This is a genomic window from Curtobacterium sp. KBS0715 (genome assembly GCF_005938005.2).
Classification (GTDB): Bacteria; Actinomycetota; Actinomycetes; order Actinomycetales; family Microbacteriaceae; genus Curtobacterium; species Curtobacterium flaccumfaciens.
The window spans coordinates 1,016,821-1,035,049 of the sequence record NZ_VCCA02000001.1; the positions used below are offsets into that span (position 1 = coordinate 1,016,821).

18 protein-coding genes are annotated in these 18,229 nt (G+C 69.9%); 11 read left to right on the top strand and 7 right to left on the bottom strand.

Annotated features, from left to right (window positions below; translation table 11 throughout):
- Positions 1 to 39: 39 nt before the first annotated feature.
- Positions 40 to 1,131, bottom strand: coding sequence for a GNAT family N-acetyltransferase (locus tag FFG40_RS05030; RefSeq protein WP_185974092.1), 1,092 nt, complete (start codon positions 1,129 to 1,131; stop codon positions 40 to 42).
- Positions 1,132 to 1,214: 83 nt separating this feature from the next.
- On the opposite strand from FFG40_RS05030, the gene dcd reads away from it, so the two are divergent.
- From dcd to FFG40_RS05045, 3 genes are all read left to right on the top strand, one after another.
- Positions 1,215 to 1,802, top strand: coding sequence for a dCTP deaminase (gene dcd / locus FFG40_RS05035; protein WP_027464935.1), 588 nt, complete (start codon positions 1,215 to 1,217; stop codon positions 1,800 to 1,802).
- Between the two features lie 92 nt (positions 1,803 to 1,894).
- Complete coding sequence (locus tag FFG40_RS05040; RefSeq protein ID WP_185974093.1) at positions 1,895 to 2,410, top strand: helix-turn-helix domain-containing protein; 516 nt, start codon at positions 1,895 to 1,897, stop codon at positions 2,408 to 2,410.
- Positions 2,407 to 2,754, top strand: coding sequence for a DUF86 domain-containing protein (locus tag FFG40_RS05045; protein WP_027464933.1), 348 nt, complete (start codon positions 2,407 to 2,409; stop codon positions 2,752 to 2,754). The genes FFG40_RS05040 and FFG40_RS05045 overlap by 4 nt, the downstream gene beginning before the upstream one ends.
- A gap of 177 nt (positions 2,755 to 2,931) precedes the next feature.
- Here FFG40_RS05045 and FFG40_RS05050 read toward each other — a convergent pair whose 3' ends face one another.
- From FFG40_RS05050 to FFG40_RS05070, 5 genes are all read right to left on the bottom strand, one after another.
- Positions 2,932 to 4,035: a sugar-binding protein gene (locus FFG40_RS05050; RefSeq protein WP_027464932.1), complete on the bottom strand. Its 1,104-nt coding sequence runs from the start codon at positions 4,033 to 4,035 to the stop codon at positions 2,932 to 2,934.
- Positions 4,036 to 4,097: 62 nt separating this feature from the next.
- Entirely contained in the window at positions 4,098 to 5,390 is a 1,293-nt protein-coding gene (gene mmsB, locus FFG40_RS05055) for a multiple monosaccharide ABC transporter permease (protein WP_035807945.1), read from the bottom strand.
- On the bottom strand, positions 5,387 to 6,910 hold the full coding sequence (gene mmsA / locus FFG40_RS05060; protein ID WP_138803433.1) for a multiple monosaccharide ABC transporter ATP-binding protein: 1,524 nt from the start codon (positions 6,908 to 6,910) through the stop codon (positions 5,387 to 5,389). The genes mmsB and mmsA overlap by 4 nt, the downstream gene beginning before the upstream one ends.
- Positions 6,911 to 7,696: 786 nt before the next feature.
- Positions 7,697 to 8,716, bottom strand: a complete 1,020-nt coding sequence (locus FFG40_RS05065; RefSeq protein WP_017886425.1) for a LacI family DNA-binding transcriptional regulator — start codon at positions 8,714 to 8,716, stop codon at positions 7,697 to 7,699.
- A 117-nt stretch (positions 8,717 to 8,833) separates the two neighbouring features.
- A complete protein-coding gene (locus tag FFG40_RS05070; RefSeq protein ID WP_138802453.1) occupies positions 8,834 to 9,883 on the bottom strand; it encodes a magnesium and cobalt transport protein CorA in 1,050 nt (349 codons plus the stop codon).
- Between the two features lie 327 nt (positions 9,884 to 10,210).
- Between FFG40_RS05070 and FFG40_RS05075 the strand changes: the two genes are divergently transcribed.
- A complete protein-coding gene (locus FFG40_RS05075; RefSeq protein WP_138802454.1) occupies positions 10,211 to 11,074 on the top strand; it encodes a hypothetical protein in 864 nt (287 codons plus the stop codon).
- 126 nt (positions 11,075 to 11,200) lie between these two features.
- On the opposite strand, the gene idi is transcribed toward FFG40_RS05075, so the two are convergent.
- Entirely contained in the window at positions 11,201 to 11,743 is a 543-nt protein-coding gene (gene idi / locus FFG40_RS05080) for an isopentenyl-diphosphate Delta-isomerase (protein ID WP_071246200.1), read from the bottom strand.
- Between the two features lie 21 nt (positions 11,744 to 11,764).
- Between idi and FFG40_RS05085 the strand changes: the two genes are divergently transcribed.
- The 7 genes from FFG40_RS05085 to FFG40_RS05115 all read left to right on the top strand — a co-directional run bounded on the left by FFG40_RS05085 (position 11,765) and on the right by FFG40_RS05115 (position 18,195).
- Positions 11,765 to 12,823: a polyprenyl synthetase family protein gene (locus FFG40_RS05085; protein ID WP_185974094.1), complete on the top strand. Its 1,059-nt coding sequence runs from the start codon at positions 11,765 to 11,767 to the stop codon at positions 12,821 to 12,823.
- Positions 12,820 to 13,758 carry a squalene/phytoene synthase family protein gene (locus FFG40_RS05090; RefSeq protein ID WP_138802455.1) on the top strand — a complete coding sequence of 313 codons (939 nt, stop codon included), beginning with the start codon at positions 12,820 to 12,822 and terminating at the stop codon, positions 13,756 to 13,758. The genes FFG40_RS05085 and FFG40_RS05090 overlap by 4 nt, the downstream gene beginning before the upstream one ends.
- On the top strand, positions 13,755 to 15,395 hold the full coding sequence (crtI, locus tag FFG40_RS05095) for a phytoene desaturase family protein (RefSeq protein ID WP_138802456.1): 1,641 nt from the start codon (positions 13,755 to 13,757) through the stop codon (positions 15,393 to 15,395). Before FFG40_RS05090 ends, crtI begins: the two co-directional genes overlap by 4 nt.
- A complete protein-coding gene (locus FFG40_RS05100; RefSeq protein WP_027464925.1) occupies positions 15,395 to 15,727 on the top strand; it encodes a lycopene cyclase domain-containing protein in 333 nt (110 codons plus the stop codon). The genes crtI and FFG40_RS05100 overlap by 1 nt, the downstream gene beginning before the upstream one ends.
- The gene (locus tag FFG40_RS05105; RefSeq protein WP_185974095.1) at positions 15,724 to 16,155 is read left to right on the top strand and encodes a lycopene cyclase domain-containing protein; all 432 of its coding nucleotides are present in this window, start codon (positions 15,724 to 15,726) and stop codon (positions 16,153 to 16,155) included. The genes FFG40_RS05100 and FFG40_RS05105 overlap by 4 nt, the downstream gene beginning before the upstream one ends.
- Entirely contained in the window at positions 16,152 to 17,078 is a 927-nt protein-coding gene (locus FFG40_RS05110; RefSeq protein ID WP_111224767.1) for a prenyltransferase, read from the top strand. The genes FFG40_RS05105 and FFG40_RS05110 overlap by 4 nt, the downstream gene beginning before the upstream one ends.
- A 73-nt stretch (positions 17,079 to 17,151) precedes the next feature.
- Complete coding sequence (locus FFG40_RS05115) at positions 17,152 to 18,195, top strand: Gfo/Idh/MocA family protein (RefSeq protein WP_138802458.1); 1,044 nt, start codon at positions 17,152 to 17,154, stop codon at positions 18,193 to 18,195.
- Positions 18,196 to 18,229 lie beyond the last annotated feature (34 nt).

An 18,229-nucleotide genomic window follows, 5' to 3' on the forward strand; every position in this document is an offset into this window, starting at 1 on the left:
TAGGCGTGCCGGCTGGCAACCGGCCCCTCGGATGCGCGCTCAGACCCGCCGTTCCCAGATGCCCTCGCAGCCGACGCCGACGAACCCGACGGCCTCGTTCACGTCGAGCATGTGGCGGTTCTCCTCCGCGTTGAACGTGATGATCGACGGGTGCCCCGGATGCTCCCGCTCGACGGCCTCGATCCCGACCGCCTTCAGGAGCCATCCGAGCCGCTGCCCACGGTGCTCACGGACGACGAGGGTGTCGCCCTGCATGACCGGCTGCGCGAGGGGACCGGGGACGGCGAGCTGGGTGAACCCGACGAGCGACCCGGTCGAGGTGTCCTCGACCACGACCGTGCGCATCGTGCGGGGCCCGTCCTCGAGGTGCTGCTCGTGTGTCCGGAGCCGCTCGACCGTCCAGGCGTCCTCGGGCTCGGTCATGTCGCCCGACGGGGCGTCGGTGCTCATCCGGGTCAGCAGGAGCGCGAGGTCCGACTGCCACCGATCGGGTGTCGGGCCCGTCCAGGTGTGCACGCGGTGGTGGTCACCCGACGCCGCGGTCGCAGCCGCACGGACTTCGGCCACCGCGGCCTCGGCAGCCGGGAGTGCGAGACGGCTGATCCGGTTGACCTGCCCGAGCCGCCAGCCTCGACGGGTCAGGAACCGGACCGCTGCCTCGTCCTCCGGGACGGCCCCGAACCCGGTGGGGGCCTGTCGGTACCCGGGGCCGGATGCCGGCCCGACCTGTCGTGAGACCGCGTAGGTCTTCCACTGCGTGCGTCCCTGACCGCGAGCGACGTCCTCCAGGTGTTCGGCCAGGAGCGTGCCCACGCCGCGACGTCGGTGTTCGGGTGCCACGCTGACCGCGATCCAGCAGTTCGGTGCGGCCGGGTCCACCTTCGAGTCGTACGAGCCGGCTCCGACCGCGGTCCCCTCGTCGTCGCGGACCAGGAACAGTCGGCTGGGTGCGTCCGGGTCGAGCAGGTACGGCAGCTGTTCCTCGGGGGTCCAGAGCAGCTCGGGCAGGTGCGTGGTCGCGACCTCGGCCCGGTTCTGCACGTCGACCCACTCGCGGAACACCGAGACGACGGCCGGGTCGTCGTCCATGGTGGCGGGCACCGTGATCTCGTCGACGGTGTACGTGGTCATCACTGCTCCGAACGCCGCCCGCCCGGGTGGTGGGCAGCCTGGCAGCATACCGGCGCGACGCCCGCTGCCGCTAGGCTTCCTCCGTGCTGCTCTCCGACCGCGACATCACCGCCCAGCTCGCCGAAGGCCGGATCGGCCTCGACCCGTACGACGCCTCGCTCGTGCAGCCGTCGAGCATCGACGTCCGGCTCGACAAGTTCTTCCGGCTGTTCGACAACCACAAGTACCCGCACATCGACCCCGCGGTGGACCAGCCCGACCTGACCCGCCTGGTCGAGACCGACCCGGACGAGGCGTTCGTGCTGCACCCGGGCGAGTTCGTCCTCGGCTCCACGTTCGAGGTCGTGACGCTGCCCGACGACATCGCGGCGCGGCTCGAGGGCAAGAGCTCGCTCGGTCGCCTCGGCCTCCTGACCCACTCGACGGCGGGCTTCATCGACCCCGGGTTCTCCGGGCACGTGACGCTCGAGCTGTCGAACGTGGCGACGCTGCCGATCAAGCTGTGGCCGGGGATGAAGATCGGGCAGCTCTGCTTCTTCCAGCTCTCGAGCCCGGCCGAGAAGCCGTACGGCTCCGCCGAGTACCAGTCCCGCTACCAGGGTCAGCGGGGCCCGACCGCGTCCCGCTCGGCGCAGAACTTCCACCGGGCGGACGTCTCCGACCCGCGCTGACGAGCGCCGGACCGTACCGTTTCGTCCGGGCTTGCACAGACCCGTATGTCCCACTAGCAGACGAAATGTCGCATGCTGTGTATCGTTGCAGCATGTCCGCTGTTCCCCCACGGCCCGCCCCGCCATTGTCGGCCGCGGTGCTCATCCGCGACGCCCGTGAACGCGCCGAACTGACCCAGGTCCAGCTCGCCCAGCGCGCCGGCGTCACGCAGAGCGTCATCAGCACCTACGAGAACGGTCGGCGGGAACCGTCGCTCGCCGCCCTGCAGCGGATGCTCCGGGCGGCGGGCTTCACGACGACGATCGACCTGCAGCCGGTCGAGGAACCCCAGCCGCTCCTCGAACGGGTGGTCGCCGCCCGGCAGGACCTCGTCGACATCGTGCAGCGGTTCGGCGGGCGGAACCCCCGGATCTTCGGCAGCGTCGCCCGGGGTGAGGACGGCCCGGACAGCGACGTCGACCTGATGGTCGACGTCGACGCGGGGCTCGGGATCTTCGCGCTGATGCGGATCCAGGACGCCGCCGAGCGGTTGCTCGGCGTCCGCGTCGACGTGGTGGACGCCGCGGGCATGCGTCCCGGGGTCGTCCGGACCGCGGTGCCGCTGTGAGCGCCGAGCCGGGCGTCCGACGTGCCGTCGGCGACCGCCTCGACGACGTCATCCGGGCCTGCGAGGCGATCCGGCGCTACGTCGACGACGAGCGGCTGCCCGAGGACCTGGTGCACGACGCGGTCCGGATGCGCCTGGTCGAGATCGGTGAGGCCGTGCGGGTGCTCCCGGTCGGGGTCACCGCGAGCGAGCCCGGCATCCCGTGGTCGCGCGTGTCCGATCTGGGGGAGCGGCTGACCCGGCGGTACTTCGACACGACGCGTGCGCTGGTGTTCGGCACCGCCCGCACCGACGTCCCGCACCTCGCCGACGCCGCGCGCCGGTTGCGCGCTGCCCACCCCTGACGGACGCGGGCACGGACCGGGCGCGGCCACGTGCCCTGGGTGGACCACCCGGCGGACTGGAGGCACGGCTCACGACGTGCACCGAGCCTCCCGTCCGCCGTGTGGCCGGCCTCCGGACGACGCAGGACGGCCCCGTCTCGCCGAGGCGAGACGGGGCCGTCCGTGGTGCTGGGGAGATCAGCCCTTCTTGGCGAGCTCCTCGAGGGTGTCGTTGCCCTTGTAGGCCTCGACGGCGTTGTCCTTGGTGACCAGGACCGGCGTGAGCTCGATCGCGGGGACCGTCTTCTTGCCGTTGTAGTTGTTCGTCTTGTCCATCTTCGTGTCGGGCTTGTCGCCCTTCGACAGCGTGGAGACGAGGTCGACGGCCGCCTGGGCCTCCTTCGACGTGTCCTTGAAGATCGTCGAGTACTGCGTGCCCTGCATGATGAGCGGGATGGACGCGGTCTCCGAGTCCTGGCCCGTCACGACGGGGTTGTCCTTGCCGGCGGCCTTGGTCGCGGTGAGGATCGCACGGGCGAGGGTGTCGTTCGGCGACAGGACGCCGTCGAGCTCGGTGTCACCCGTGTAGTACTGCGAGAGCAGGTCGGTCATGCGCGACTGGGCCTTCTGCGCGAGCCAGCCCTGCGTGACGACCTTCTGGAACGTGGTCTGACCGGAGACGACCTTGATCGTGCCGTCGTCGATCTTCGGCTGCAGGACGTCCATCGCACCGTTGAAGAACACGGTCGCGTTGGCGTCGTCCGGCGAACCGGCGAAGAGCTCGACGTTGTACGGCTTGTCGCCCTTCTTCTCCTCGAGGCCCTTGAGCAGCGCCTCGGCCTGGAGCTGGCCGACCTTGAAGTTGTTGAACGCCACGTAGTAGTCGACGTTCTTCGTGTTCAGGATGTTGCGGTCCCAGGCGATGACCACGGCGCCACGGTCCTTGGCGGACTTGACCTGCGCGGTCAGCTGCGAACCGTCGGCGGCACCGATGATGACGGCCTTGGCGCCCTTGGTGATCATGCCCGAGATCTGCGACTGCTGGTCGGGGACCGGGTTGCCGGCGTTGGCGTACTGGATGTCGGCCTTGAAGCCGGCGTCCTCGATCGACTTCTTGAACGCGGCACCCGCGAGGACCCAGTTCTGCGAGGTCTTGGCCGGCAGGGCGACGCCGATGAGGTCGCCCTTCTTGATGCTGCTGGTGCTGCCGGCGTCGTCGGACGAGCCGCGTGCCGAGCAGCCGCTGAGGGCGAGGCCCGCGATGAGCGCCAGGCTGAGGCCGGCGACGATCTTCTTGCGCATGTGATTGCTTTCTCTTCGTTGAGGAGGTGTGGGGCCGGAGCCCCGCTGTGGGGAGGGGTGAACTAGGGGAGGGTGATCTTGTCCGGCTGGTCCTCGATGGACCGCGGCTGCTGGGCGGCCACCGTGTTCTGCTCGGTGTCCTTCCGCTGGAACTGCCGCATCATGCCGCCGATCAGCGACGGGCGTCCCTGCGACTTCGAGTAGACGTCGAAGGCGACGGCGACGAGCAGGACCAGGCCTCGGATGATCTGCACCTGGTTGGACTCGAGGCCCATGAGCTGCAGACCGTTCGACAGCAGCGCCATCACGAGACCACCGATGATCGAGCCGGAGATCGTGCCGACACCACCGGCGACCGCCGCGCCACCGACGAACACGGCGGCGATCGCGTCGAGCTCCCAGCCGGTGCCGTCCGCGGGGCCCGAGGCGCCGGAGTAGGCGACGAACACCATGCCGGCGATCGCGGCGAGGACCGACATGTTCATCATGACGAAGAAGTTGACCCGCCGCGCCGAGACGCCGGACAGGACGGCTGCGTTCGCGTTGCCACCCACGGCGTAGACCTGGCGACCGAAGATCGTGTTCTTCGTGACGAAGCCGTAGACGATGGTCAGGACACCGAGGATGATCGCGACGATCGGGACCGAGGTGCCGACCGGACCGGCGCCGAACAGGTACGTGGCGACGAGCGTGACGGCGACCAGGATGCCGGTGCGGACGATCGAGACCCACAGCGGCGGGACCTCGGCCTGCATCTTCCGACGGCGGGCACGGCCACGGGCCTCGATGATGATGAGCGCGAGGATCGTGACGAGGCCGATGAGCAGCGTGCCGTTGCTGAAGCCGAAGTCGGGGCCGAAGTCACCGAGGAAGCCGGCGCCGATCGGGGTGAAGGCGTCCGGGACGGGGACCGACGTCGAGTTGCCGATGATCTGGTTCACACCACGGAAGATGAGCTGACCGGCCAGCGTCACGATGAAGGCCGGGACCTTCACGAACGCGACCCAGAAGCCCTGCCACGCACCGATCAGGGCACCGCACGCGAGACCCAGGATGATGGCGGCCCACACCGGGAAGTCCCACACGGCCATGGACTGCGCCACGACGATGCCGACGACCGCTGCGACCGACCCCACCGACAGGTCGATGTGCCCCGCGATGATGACCATGACCATGCCGAGCGCCAGGATCAGGATGTAGGAGTACTGCAGGAACAGGTTGATGACGTTGGTCGGCTCGAGGATGAGCCCGTTCGTCGTGATCGAGAAGAAGATCAGCAGCACGATGAGCGCGATGATCATGCCGTACTGGCCGATGCTGTTGCCCTTGCCGAAGAGCAGTTTCAGGTTGTTCATGAGGCGGTGGCGCCCTTCCGCGCGGAGGTCATGCTGCGCATGAGCGATTCGGGATCGGCCTGGTCGGCCGGGAGGTCAGCGGTGATCTGGCCCTCGAAGATGGTGTAGATCCGGTCGGAGAGACCGAGGAGTTCGGGGAGCTCGGACGAGATGAGGATGATGCCCTTCCCCTCGGCGGCGAGCTGCTGGATGATCCCGTAGATCTCGAACTTGGCGCCCACGTCGATGCCGCGGGTGGGCTCGTCGAGGATCAGGATGTCCGGGTCCGTGAACATCCACTTGGACAGGACGACCTTCTGCTGGTTGCCACCGGACAGCTTGCCGACGTTGTCCTCGACGCTCGGCACCTTCGTGCGGAGCATCTTGCGGTACTTCTCGGCGACCGAGTACTCCTCGAGCGAGTCGACGACACCGGCCTTCGAGATCTTCCGCAGGTCGGCGGCGACCGTCGAGCGCTTCACGGTGTCGAGCAGGTTCAGGCCGAGCGCCTTGCGGTCCTCGGAGACGTAGCCGAGGCCGTTCTCGATCGCCTGCTGGACGTTCGTGACCTTGATCTCGCGGCCGTCCTTGATGATCTGGCCGTCGAGCCAGGTGCCGTACGAGCGACCGAACAGGCTCATCGCGAGCTCGGTGCGTCCGGCGCCCATCAGGCCGGCGAAGCCGACGATCTCACCGCGGCGGACGTGGAAGTTCGAGGCCTTGCAGACCAGACGCGACGAGTCGACCGGGTGCTGCACGGTCCAGTTGCGGACCTCGAAGAAGGTCTCGCCGATCTTCGGGGTGCGGTCGGGGAAGCGCGACTCGAGCGAGCGGCCGACCATGCCGCGGATGATGCGGTCCTCGTTGACGCCGTCCGCCTTGACGTTGAGCGTCTCGATGGCCTTGCCGTCGCGGATGATCGTGATCTCGTCGGCGATCTGCTCGATCTCGTTGAGCTTGTGGCTGATGATGATGCTCGCGATGCCCTTGGCCTTCAGCCCGACGATCAGGTCGAGCAGGTGCTGCGAGTCGTTCTCGTTGAGCGCGGCGGTCGGCTCGTCGAGGATCAGGAGCTTGACGTCCTTGTGCAGGGCCTTCGCGATCTCGACGAGCTGCTGCTTGCCGACACCGAGGTTCTTGATCTGCGTGTCCGGGTCGTCGGCCAGGCCGACGCGGGCGAGCAGGTCCTGCGCACGGAGCTGCGCGGCGGTCCAGTTGATGACGCCACCGCGGCTCGGCTCGTTGCCCAGGAACAGGTTCTCGGTGATCGAGAGCTCCGGGATGAGCGCCAGCTCCTGGTGGATGATGACGATGCCGGCCTGCTCGGACTGCTTGATGTTCGAGAAGCGGACTTCTTCGCCCTCGTAGACGATCTCGCCGCTGTAGGTGCCGTACGGGTAGACGCCCGACAGGACCTTCATCAGGGTCGACTTGCCGGCGCCGTTCTCGCCGCAGATCGCGTGGATCTCGCCGGCACGGACGCTGAGGGAGACGTCGGCCAGCGCCTTCACACCAGGGAACTCCTTGGTGATCGAGCGCATCTCGAGGATCGTCTCGGGTGCGGTGATCGACCGGGTCTCGAGGCCGGTGTCGATCGGGGTTGACGCCACAGTGCATCTCCTTCTGCCGCTTCGGTGCGGCAGTGTGTTCGGGTGGTTCTGCTGCGGCAGCGAAAGCACAGGGGGCCTGTGTGGACTTCGTTGTCGCGTCCGGATCCGGCTCGGTGTGACGCTCATGTGAACGGTCACATCGGCTGGACGGAGGCAATTTACGCACAGCCTCGGTGCGGCTGTCAATTCGGATTGGTCGCGTTTTCGTAACGGCGTGCGTGATCCGGAGGGAACGTCCCCCGGGTTGGGGCCAGGGGCCCCGGGAGCGGGCGTTTCGTTGCGTGATTCCGCATGCGCGGACGGGAGGCCCGTGGCGGGCCGGCCACGGGCCTCCCGTCCGCTTCGTGGTCGCGTCCGGAGCCGCGCTCGCCGGTGCGCCGCCGCCCTGCGGTCCCGCGCGTGGCTGGTGCTTCCGGGCGTACCTGGTCGAAAATTCGTGGCAGGTATGCCCGTTCGTAGCAGGTACTGCGGGGCGGCCGGGTGGTTTCGGGCGTAACTGGTTGTTCCGGGCGTACCTGGTGTCTTCGGGCGTACCTGGTCGAAACTTCGTGGCAGGTATGCCCGTTCGTGGCAGGTACTCCGCGGCGGCCGAGTGGTTCCGGGCGTGCCTGGTGTCTTCGGGCGTACCCGGTGGTTCCGGGCGTACCTGGGCAGAAGTTCGTGACAGGGATGCCCGTTCGTGGCAGGTACTCGGGGCGTGGCGCTGCCCGAGGTACGTCAGCGCGTGCGGGGCGCGCTGGTGGAGGCGCGCACGACCAGCTGCGGGACGATGTCGATCGGGCGGAGCAGTTCGCCCTCACTCGGCAGCAGCAGGTCCACGCAGCGACGCCCGAGCTCGGCGAAGTCGACCTGCACCGTGGTGAGCGGCGGCCAGAAGTGCTTCGCCTCCGGGATGTCGTCGTAGCCGACCACGGACAGGTCGCCCGGGACGTCGAGTCCGTACGAGCGCGCTGCGTGCATCACCCCGAGCGCCATCTGGTCGTTCGAGCAGAAGATCGCGGTGCAGTCCCGCCACCGCAGCAGCTCACGGCCGGCGTGGTAGCCGAAGTCGGCGGTCCAGTCGCCCAGGATCGGCGGCGCGACGGCCATGTCGCGGTCGGACATCTCGCGGAGGAACCCCTGCATGCGGGCGTCGGCCTCGATCCAGTCCTGTGGTCCGGCGATGTGCCGGACGTACTCGTGCCCCAGGTCGAGCAGGTGTGCGGTCGCGAGTCGTGCGCCCTCCATCTGGTCCACCCACAGGGCCGTCGGGTCCTCGCCGACGCTCGCGCGCATGGTGACGTAGGGAGTGCGGATGCCGAGCTCCGCGATCAGGTCGAAGACCCGCTGCTGGGGTGCGATGACGACGATGCCCTCGACGTCGAGGTCGAGCAGGTGCCCGAGTCCCTCGCGGACGGCGGCATCGGTCGCCTCGGCGATGTTCGCCGTCGTGACCGAGTAGCCGCGGAGCATAGCGGCGTCCTCGATCGCCTGCAGTGCCACGGCGGGGCCGTAGTGGGCGCGGCGGGCCGTCAGGACGCCGATCGTGTGGGTCCGGCTCGTGACCAGGGCGCGTGCGGCCCGGTTCGGCCGGTACTGCAGCTGCTCCATGGCCGCCAGGACCTTGTCGCGTGTCTCGGCCCGGATCGCATCCGAGTTGTTCAGCACCCGCGAGACGGTCTGGTGCGAGACGCCCGCGATCCGTGCGACGTCACGGATGCTGGGCGAACGCGGTTGCTGTGTCCGCGATGACGCCATTGCTGCTCGTTTCCGCCCGGGCGTCGTGGCACATCGATGTGCACGTTCACATTCCGGGCCAGATCATTATGCACGTCCGACGGATCGACGCCACCTGTGCGCCGATCCGCCGTCCGCTCAGAGCCAGTTGCGCTTGCGGAAGATCGCCCAGAGCACGCCCATCAGCAGGAGCATGCCGAGGATCGCGACCGGGTAGCCGTAGTGCCAGTGCAGCTCGGGCATGTGGTCGAAGTTCATCCCGTACACACCGGCTATCAGGCCGGGCGCGAACAGGATCGCCGCCCACGACGAGATCTTCTTGACCTCCTCGCCCTGGCGGTGTGCTGCCCGGGCGAGTTGCCGGCTCTCCTCACCCTGGGCCAGGCTCGCGCTGGTCATCCGGCGCATCGCCTCGTTCTGCTCCTGCGACACCAGGGTGGCGTGCAGGGTCAGGGCGTTCTCGAGCAGGGCGCGGAACGAGTCGACCCGCTCGGTGACACGGAGCGCGTGGTCGTGCACGTTGCGGAGCCGGTGCTGCACGTCGTCGTCCACGCCGTACTTGTCCGCACCGCGGAGCAGCCCCGTGACCATCGCCGGCACCGGGGTGGTGGCCCGCTGGAACGCCAGGACCTCGCTGAGCAGCTGGTAGATGCGCTTCGAGACCCCCGGGTCGACCTGCCCGGCGAACAGCTGGTCTTCGATGGCGTCGATCTGCTCCTGCAGCACCTGCACGACGGGGCCGTAGCCGTCCACGACCTCGTCGAGCACGGCCGCGGTCACGGCCTCGGACCCCTTCGCCAGGAACTCCGGGTCCGCCTCGACCTGTGCGCGCAGCACCGCCAGGTCGGGTCGGGCGGCGTGCCGGACACTCACGACGAAGTGGTCGCCGACGAACAGGTGCACCTCGCCGAACTCGACGGTGCCCTCGGACGGGTCGAACCAGGCCGGCCGGAGCACCAGGAACAGGGTGTCTCCGTAGCGCTCGAGCTTGGCGCGCTGGTGTCCCTTGCGGGCGTCCTCGACGGCGTTCTCGTGCAGGTCGAACTCTTTGGCGACGGCCTCGAGCTCATGCGGGTCGGGCCGGAGCAGCCCGATCCACGTCAGGTCGCCACGAGCCGGGCGCGACAGGGTCGACGGAGACTCCACGCGGCGTCCCCGGACGTAGATCGCGTTGTCGATCAGTGCCATGTGCGTGCTCCTTCGGTGGGGAGCAGGCGGGCGCGATGGCGCCCCGGAGGCGATCCGGGGCGGGGCAGGGTCAGCGAGCGGGCGCGACGACCGACACGGGCGGCCGGCCCGATCGAGGATGGTCACCCGACATCGCGCCTCACCTGCCCTTCTCGTCTCGTCGTGCGGCGCCCAGAGCGCTGCCGACGGTCGAGCGTACGCCTGCGGCGCGGGTCGGACAACACCGACCACCACGTTCCACATGGCCGCGACGACCCTTGCTGCACACCAGGGAGGACGCTAATGTCCTGATATCCAGAACACTGGATGCGAACACGAAGGAGTGTCATGGTCAAGAAGCAATCGCCCACCGTCGGCATCATCGTCGCGTCAGTCGGGTGCATCGCCCTGTCGTTCGCCCCGGGATTCCGCGACGTCGCTGTCGTGTGGTGGCTCCTGGGCGCCGCCGGGGTCACCACGGCGTGGATGCGCGCAATACGACCAAGGCGGCGGCGCCGGACGAGGACACTGGCACTGTCGGGGGTGGCGTTCGTCGCCGCGGCCACTGCGGCGATCGCGCTCGTCGGCGTCGTTGCGCCGACACGGGCCGATGCGTCGAGTGCCGTGACGGCCACGGACCCCTCCGGCACAGGACGCCTCATCCAGCTCGCGTCTCAGCTCCGAGCCGAGGGCGGCAGCCGGGGCTCGAGTGCGGTCTCGGCGGCTCGGGAGACGGGGTACTCCGTGCGTTCGGGGCTGGAACCCGACTGGGCCGGTGCGTCCGCGTACTCGTACGAGGGCGCGGACGTCGTGTCGGTCCCGCTGCTCGGGACCGACGTGCCGGAGATGACGAAGCTCTCGTTCGTGACCGTGGACGGTGAGACGGCGATCACCGAGATGGCATCCGCCATGACGTCGACCACCGTGGTGCACTTCGCCATGTGGCAGGACGGTCAGCTGACCAAGAACGTGGACCTCACGCAGGGATCCGACGCGGAGCGGGCGTCGTCGATCGGGACGTACGGCCTCGATTGGAAGCGGCTGAACAACTGCCTCAACAGCATCGGGATCAGTTGGGCGGTGATCGCAGTCCTCGGCGTCGCGTGTGGCGCAGCCTGCGCGACCATGGTGCTGTGCGCTCCGTGTCTCGCCGCGGCGGCGGGCTTCACGACGGGCACCATCGCGAAGTGCGTGTCGAACGCCTGGTCCTGAGCGGACAGGCCGTGGCCTGGCAGGTGCCGCTTGCGCACCTGTCAGGCCCGAACGACCTCGTGCATGAGCAAAGCGCCGGCAGGGTGCAACCGCACAGCGGCAGGCGCAGGCGCAGGCGCAGGAGCGTCAGCGAGTGACGTGCAGCCCAGCGGTCTCGAGCTCGGCGAGCTGCCACCCGAGCCACGGGCTCCAGGCGAACGGCGCGCCGGCGACGGCCTGCCTGAGAGAGTCCTCGGACACCCAGGCCCACTCGGCGACCTCGTCGTCCGCGGGCGCCGGGGTGTCGTCGGTCACGGCGCGGAAGACGGGGCAGACCTCGTTCTCCACGATGCCCGAGGCGTCGACCGCGCGGTACCGGAACTCCGGCAGCACGACCTCGACGTCGCGCACGGTGATGCCGAGCTCGCGGGAGGCCCGACGGGCGATGGCGTCCTCGAAGGACTCGTCCGGACCGGGGTGGCCGCAGAAGGTGTTCGTCCACACCCCCGGCCAGGTCTTCTTCGACAGTGCTCGCCGGGTCACCAGGACGTCGCCGTCGGTGTTCCGGACGTGGCACGAGAACGCCAGGTGCAGGGGCGTGTGGGCTGTGTGCACCGTGAACTTGTCCGCCGTGCCGATCGGGGTACGGTCGTCGGCCAGGAGCACCACGGATTCAGGGAAAGCGTTCATCTGTGTCGATAGGTTAGGCCAATGAGCGAGGAAGCGACCACCGTGCCGCACATCGACCTCGCGCTCGTCGACGACTGCCTCGAGCGCTTCTTCGCCGTGTCGTCGGCGCGCGCCGAGCGCTACGGCCGACCGTCGGAAGAACTGTGGCGCGTGCTCCGCAAGGCGAGCATGGGCGGCAAGCGCTTCCGGCCCCGCATGGTCATGACCGCGTACGCCGGCATGGGCGGCACCGACGCGCACGCTGCCGCCAACGTCGCAGCGGCGTACGAACTCCTGCACACCGCACTCGTGGTGCACGACGACGTCATCGACCGTGACTGGTCGCGCCGCGGGCAGCCGAACGTCGCCGGGTCGTTCCGCGACAACGGGACGACGGGTGGCCTGCCGCTGCCGGCCGCCGAGCACCGGGGGATGAGCGCCGCCGTGATCGCCGGTGACCTGGCGCTCGCCGGGGCGCCCCGCTTCATCGAGGCCGCGGGCGTCGACGGCACCCGGCGCGAGCGGCTGCTCGAACTGTTCGACGAGGCCGTGTTCGCGAGCGCTGCCGGTGAGATGACCGACGTCGACCTGGCACTCGGCGTGATGCCGACGGTGGACGAGGTCCTGGCGATGGAGCGGGCGAAGACGAGCGTGTACTCGTTCGAGGCTCCGCTGCAGTCCGGGGCCGTGCTGGCCGGCGCCGACGAGGAGATCGTCACCGCCCTCGGTGCCTTCGGCCGCGAGATCGGCATCGCGTACCAGATCGTCGACGACCTGCTCGGGGTCTTCGGCGACGAGACCATGACCGGCAAGACCGTGCTGGGCGACCTGCGCGAGGGCAAGCGCACGATGCTCATCGCCTACGCGGCGACCACGGACTGCTGGCCGGACCTCGAGCCGTACCTGGGCGACCCGGACCTGACCGAGGCCCGTGCGGACGAGGTCCGTGCGACCCTGGTCTCCTGCGGTGCGCGCGGTGCCGCGGAAGAACGCGTCGCCGACCACACCGCACTCGCCCGGGCCGAGCTCGCCCGTCTGCCGTACGACCTCGCCGACCGCCTGGAGGCCCTCGTGACCGAACTCGTGGAGCGCGCCCGGTGACCCACAGCACCACCACGGCGACCGGATCCCGTCCGGCTCGCCTCCAGCTGTACGACGCCACGGCCGAGGCCGCGTCGGGTGTCGTCATCGACCGGTACTCCACGTCGTTCGGCCTGGCGAGCCGGATGCTGGCCCGCGACACGCGCGAGCACATCCGGAACGTCTACGCGCTGGTCCGCGTCGCCGACGAGGTCGTCGACGGCCCCGCGACCGAGGCCGGGCTCGACCGGGAGCTCGCCCGGACGGTGCTCGACGAGCTCGAGGCCGACACCGAACGGGCCATCGCGCTCGGCTTCTCGGTGAACCCCGTCGTCCACGCCTTCGCCCGGACCGCCCGCGCCACCGGCTTCGGCGCCGAGCTCACCGCCCCGTTCTTCGCCTCGATGCGCATGGACCTCGACCGCACCGAGCACGACGACGCCTCGTTCGACGCGTACGTGTACGGCTCCGCCGAGGTCGTCGGCCTGATGTGCCTGCGCGCGTTCGTGTACCGGGCCGGTCGGCCGACGTTCGACCAGGCCGAACTCGTCGCCGGGGCGCGTGCGCTCGGTGCCGCGTTCCAGAAGGTGAACTTCCTGCGTGACCTGCACGCCGACTTCGAGGTGCTCGGTCGCTCGTACTTCCCGGGCGTCGACATCCGGTCCTTCGACGAGGCCACGAAGGACCGCCTGGTCGCCGACGTGCAGGCCGACCTCGACCACGCCGCACGGACGATCCGGCTGCTGCCGGCCGACGCCCGCAACGCGGTCGGACTCGCACACGCACTGTTCCAGGAACTCAACGACCGACTCGCGCGCACGCCGGCGAGCCGCCTCGTCACGACGCGCGTGCGCGTCCCCAACCCGGTGAAGGTCCGCCTCGCGGCGCAGGTCCTCGCCGGACGCGCACCGCTCCGGTCGCGCGGCACCACCCACCGGCCGGGAGGCTCCTCATGACCCCGCCCCGCGCCTCCCGACCGACGACGGTCGCCACCACCACCCGGCGCAAGGTGCCCGCACGCCGCGCCGTCGTCATCGGCGGCGGCATCAGCGGCCTGGCGGCCGCGGCGCTGCTCGCACGCGACGGCTTCTCGGTGACGGTGCTCGAGCAGCGCACGCAGCTCGGCGGCCGTGCCGGCTCGTGGGAGCAGGACGGGTTCCGGTTCGACACCGGGCCGTCGTGGTACCTCATGCCCGAGGTCTTCGACCACTTCTTCCAGCTGCTCGGGACGTCGGCCGAGGCCGAACTCGACCTGGTGAAGCTCGACCCCGGTTACCGCGTCTACAGCGAGGGCCACGACGAGCCGATCGACCTGCGGGCCGACGCCGAGGCCAACATCGCCTTGTTCGAGTCCATCGAGCCCGGTGCCGGCGAGCGGATGCGGAAGTACCTCGCGTCGGCCGAGGACACCTACACGATGGCCGTGCGCCGGTTCCTCTACACGAGCTTCCAGGACCTCACGAAGCTCGCCGCACCCGACGTCCTGCGTCGCCTGCCCAAGCTCGCGCGCCTGCTGCTCGAACCGCTCTCCACCTTCGTCGAGACCGCGGTGCGCGACCGTCGCCTGTGGCAGATCCTCGGCTACCCGGCGGTGTTCCTCGGCACGAGCCCGTACGCGGCGCCGAGCATGTACCACCTGATGAGCCACCTCGACCTGGCCGACGGCGTGCTCTACCCGAAGGGCGGCATCACCGAGGTGATCTCCGCCGTCGAGCGGGTCGCCCGGGCCGAGGGCGCGAAGATCATCGCCGGTGCGAAGGTCGAACGGATCGTCGTCGAGGACGGCGTCGCCACCGGGGTCGTCCACCGCGACCGCGACGGCGTGCAGCACACGGCCCCCGCCGACCTCGTGGTCAGCGCTGCCGACATGCAGCACACCGAGATGCAGCTGCTCGACCGCGAGCACCGCACCCACGGTGCCGACCACTGGAAGAAGCGCGACCCGGGCCCGAGCGCGGTGCTCGTGTACCTCGGCATCGACGGTCCGACGCCGGGCCTGCTGCACCACACCCTGATGTTCACCGCGGACTGGAAGGCGAACTTCGGCGCGATCTTCGGGGACGACCGGCACGTGCCGGACCCCGCCTCGATCTACGTCTGCGCCCCCTCGGAGACCGACCCGAGCGTCTCCCCGCCCGGCACCAGCAACCTGTTCATCCTGGTGCCCCTGCCCGCCGACCTGTCGATCGGCAAGGGCGGCATCGACGGTGCCGGTGACTACCAGGTCGAGCAGATCGCGGACCGTGCCATCGACGTGCTGGCCGAGCGCGCCGGGGTGCCGGACCTGCGCGACCGCATCCGGGTCCGACGGACGATCGGGCCGCGCGACTTCGCCGACGACCTGAACGCCTGGAACGGCTCGATGCTCGGCCCGGCGCACACCCTGAAGCAGAGCGCGTTCTTCCGCGAGAAGAACGCGTCGAAGAAGGTCGAGGGGCTGTACTACGTCGGAGCCTCGACGATCCCGGGGATCGGTCTGCCGATGTGCCTGATCAGCGCCGAGGTCCTGCTCAAGCGCATCCACGGCGACCGGAGCACCGAGCCGCTGCCGACGCCCCTCGGGGCTCCGCGGGACCGGACCGAGACCGCCTGATGCCCGGGGTCTACCTCGCCGGCCTGGTGGTGTCCCTGGTCGGCATGACCGTGCTGGACGCCCGCTTCCGGCTGTTCTTCTGGCGGGCACCGTGGCGGGCGGCGGCCGTGATGGTCGTCGGTGTCGCGTTCTTCATGGTGTGGGACGTCGCCGGTGTCGCTGCCGGGATCTTCTTCATCGGGCCGCAGAACCTGCTCACCGGGGTGCTCCTGGCGCCCGAGGTCCCGCTCGAGGAGCTCTTCTTCCTGCTGCTGCTCTGCTACTCGACGATGGACCTCGTCGGCTTCGTCCGGCCCCTGGTGCAGCGGGCGACCGATCGGCGGCGTGCGTGAACGGCACCGGGGCGTACGCGCTCCTGGCCCTGCCGTTCTTCGGCGTGACGGCCGTCGTGGCCGTGGTCGCCGGCGTCGTCGCCGCTCGCCGGGCCCGCGCGGCGGGGCGACGGCCGGCCCTCGGGCGCCGGGTCGCGGTGCTCACGTCAGTGATCGCCGGCATCGCGCTGCTGGTGATGACGATGGTGTTCGACAACGTCATCGTCACGCTGCGGATCGTCGCCTACGACCCCTCGCTCATCAGCGGTGCGAAGATCGGTGCGATCCCGGTCGAGGACCTCGCCTACGCGATGTCCGCCATCGTGCTGCTGCCCAGCCTGTGGGTCCTGTTCGACCGGACGGGCGCACGCGACCGGACCGGCGCGCGCCGCGCGCCCGACCCGACCCCAGCACCAGCGGAGCCAGCACCAGCAGAGGACATGAAGTGAACGCCAGCACCGCCTCCAGGCCGTCGACCCTGCGCGCCCTGTTCGTGTCGTCACGCCCGATCAGCTGGGTGAACACCGCCTACCCGTTCGGCGCCGCGTACCTGCTCGGCAGCGGGGTCGGCGTCGAGGGCGGCGGCGGGTTCTCGCTCGTCGCGTTCCTGGTCGGTGTCGTGTACTTCCTGGTGCCCTACAACCTGGCGATGTACGGCATCAACGACGTCTTCGACTACGAGTCCGACCTGCGCAACCCGCGCAAGGGCGGTGTCGAGGGCGCCCTGCTCGACAAGAGCGTCCACCGCACCACGCTCTGGGCCGTCGTCGTCACGAACGTCCCCTTCCTCGTCGCGCTCGTGGTGCTCGGCGCCGTCAGCGGCAACGGGCCGTGGTCGTGGCTCGTCCTGGCGATCAGCGTGTTCGCGGTGATCGCGTACTCGGCACCGGGGCTGCGGTTCAAGGAGAAGCCGTTCCTCGACTCGCTCACGTCGAGCACCCACTTCGTCTCACCGGCGATCTACGGCCTCGCCCTGGCCGGCCCGCACTGGACCGGGGAACTCGTCGCCGTCTGCATCGCGTTCTTCCTGTGGGGTGTGGCCTCGCACGCGTTCGGTGCCGTGCAGGACGTCCTGGCGGACCGTGCCGGCGGCATCGGCTCCGTCGCGACCGTGATCGGTGCCCGGGCCACCGTCCGCCTGGCCTTCGTCGCCTACCTGGTCGCCGGGGTCGCGCTGCTGTTCTCGGCGTTCCCGGGCCCGATCGCCGCGATCGTCGTCGTCCCGTACGCGCTCAACGTGCTGCCGTGGTGGAACATCACGGACCAGGGTGCCGAGGCTGCGAACGCCGGGTGGAAGCGGTTCCTCTGGATCAACTACCTGGCGGGCTTCATCGTGACGATGGCCCTCATCGCGTACGCCTTCACGCACTGACAGACTGGACGCACGCACCGCGGCGTCCGTGGTGCGACACCAGCCACGACGGCAGCCACGAAGGAGTGCACGCATGAGCGTCCGGATCATCCACGTCGGTCTCGGAGGGTGGGGCGGCAACTGGGCCCGCACCGCCATCCCAGAGGTGTCGGAAGTGCAGGTGGTCGGGATCGTCGACCCGTCGGCGCCGACGCTCGAGGCCGTGCGGACCGACCTCGGGCTCCCGGCCTCCGCGGCGTTCGGGTCCCTGACCGAGGCGCTCGCCGCGGTCGAGGCCGACGCCGTCGTCATCACCGCCCCGGCCGTGACGCACGTGCCGCTCGCGCTCGAGGCCCTCGACGCCGGCAAGCACGTCCTGGTCGAGAAGCCGTTCGCCAACACCACCGATGAGGCCGTCACCGCGGTCCGTCGCGCCGAGGAGCTCGGCCTGGTGCTGCAGGTCAGCCAGAACTACCGCTGGTACCCGGCGCCGCGGGTGGTGCAGGAGATGCTCGAGGCGGACGTCGTCGGCGAGGTCTCCGCGATCAACGTCGACTTCCGCCAGTGGGACAACGACCAGCCCGCCGAGACGTACCCGCACTACCGGTTCCCGCACGCGATGATCAACGACATGGCGATCCACCACTTCGACCTGCTCCGGATGATCACCGGGCAAGAGGCCGTCCGCGTCTTCGCCAAGGCCAGCTACCCCGCCTACAGCAAGTACCAGGACGAAGCGGTCGCCTCGATGATCATCGAGCTCGACGGCGGCACGGTCGTCAACTACCGCGGCAGCTGGCTGAGCCGTGGCCCGCGCACCGCCTGGGCCGGCGAGTGGAGCATCGAGGGCGAGGACGGCGAGCTCTGGTTCACGAGCCGCGACGGTGAGCCGAACGCGGTCGACGGCGACCGGGTCACCGTCCGCCGCACGCAGGACGACGTCGCCGAGCCGGTCGAGCTCCCCGTGCTCGCGCACACCGACCGCCAGGGTGGGCTGCAGGCGTTCGCCCGCTCGGTGCAGGGCGGCCCCGCTCCCGAGACGAGCGGCCGCGACAACCTGCGGAGCCTCGCGCTGATGGAGGCCGCCAGCCGCTCCGCGGCGTCCGGTCTGCCCGAGGACGTCGTCGTCCCGTCCTGACCGCGACCACCAACGGCCCGGAGGCGCGGGGCGG

Excerpts from the sequence above, each read along its gene's own strand:
- FFG40_RS05115 (WP_138802458.1), top strand. The coding sequence starts at position 17,152 with ATGAGCGTCCGGATCATCCACGTCGGTCTCGGAGGGTGGGGCGGCAAC.
- mmsA (WP_138803433.1), bottom strand. The coding sequence starts at position 6,910 with ATGCGCTCGATCACCAAGGAGTTCCCTGGTGTGAAGGCGCTGGCCGAC.
- FFG40_RS05100 (WP_027464925.1), top strand. The coding sequence starts at position 15,395 with ATGCCCGGGGTCTACCTCGCCGGCCTGGTGGTGTCCCTGGTCGGCATG.
- FFG40_RS05070 (WP_138802453.1), bottom strand. The coding sequence starts at position 9,883 with ATGGCACTGATCGACAACGCGATCTACGTCCGGGGACGCCGCGTGGAG.
- mmsB (WP_035807945.1), bottom strand. The coding sequence starts at position 5,390 with ATGAACAACCTGAAACTGCTCTTCGGCAAGGGCAACAGCATCGGCCAG.
- FFG40_RS05030 (WP_185974092.1), bottom strand. The coding sequence starts at position 1,131 with ATGACCACGTACACCGTCGACGAGATCACGGTGCCCGCCACCATGGAC.
- idi (WP_071246200.1), bottom strand. The coding sequence starts at position 11,743 with ATGAACGCTTTCCCTGAATCCGTGGTGCTCCTGGCCGACGACCGTACC.
- crtI (WP_138802456.1), top strand. The coding sequence starts at position 13,755 with ATGACCCCGCCCCGCGCCTCCCGACCGACGACGGTCGCCACCACCACC.
- FFG40_RS05040 (WP_185974093.1), top strand. The coding sequence starts at position 1,895 with ATGTCCGCTGTTCCCCCACGGCCCGCCCCGCCATTGTCGGCCGCGGTG.
- FFG40_RS05050 (WP_027464932.1), bottom strand. The coding sequence starts at position 4,035 with ATGCGCAAGAAGATCGTCGCCGGCCTCAGCCTGGCGCTCATCGCGGGC.
- FFG40_RS05085 (WP_185974094.1), top strand. The coding sequence starts at position 11,765 with ATGAGCGAGGAAGCGACCACCGTGCCGCACATCGACCTCGCGCTCGTC.
- FFG40_RS05065 (WP_017886425.1), bottom strand. The coding sequence starts at position 8,716 with ATGGCGTCATCGCGGACACAGCAACCGCGTTCGCCCAGCATCCGTGAC.
- FFG40_RS05075 (WP_138802454.1), top strand. The coding sequence starts at position 10,211 with ATGGTCAAGAAGCAATCGCCCACCGTCGGCATCATCGTCGCGTCAGTC.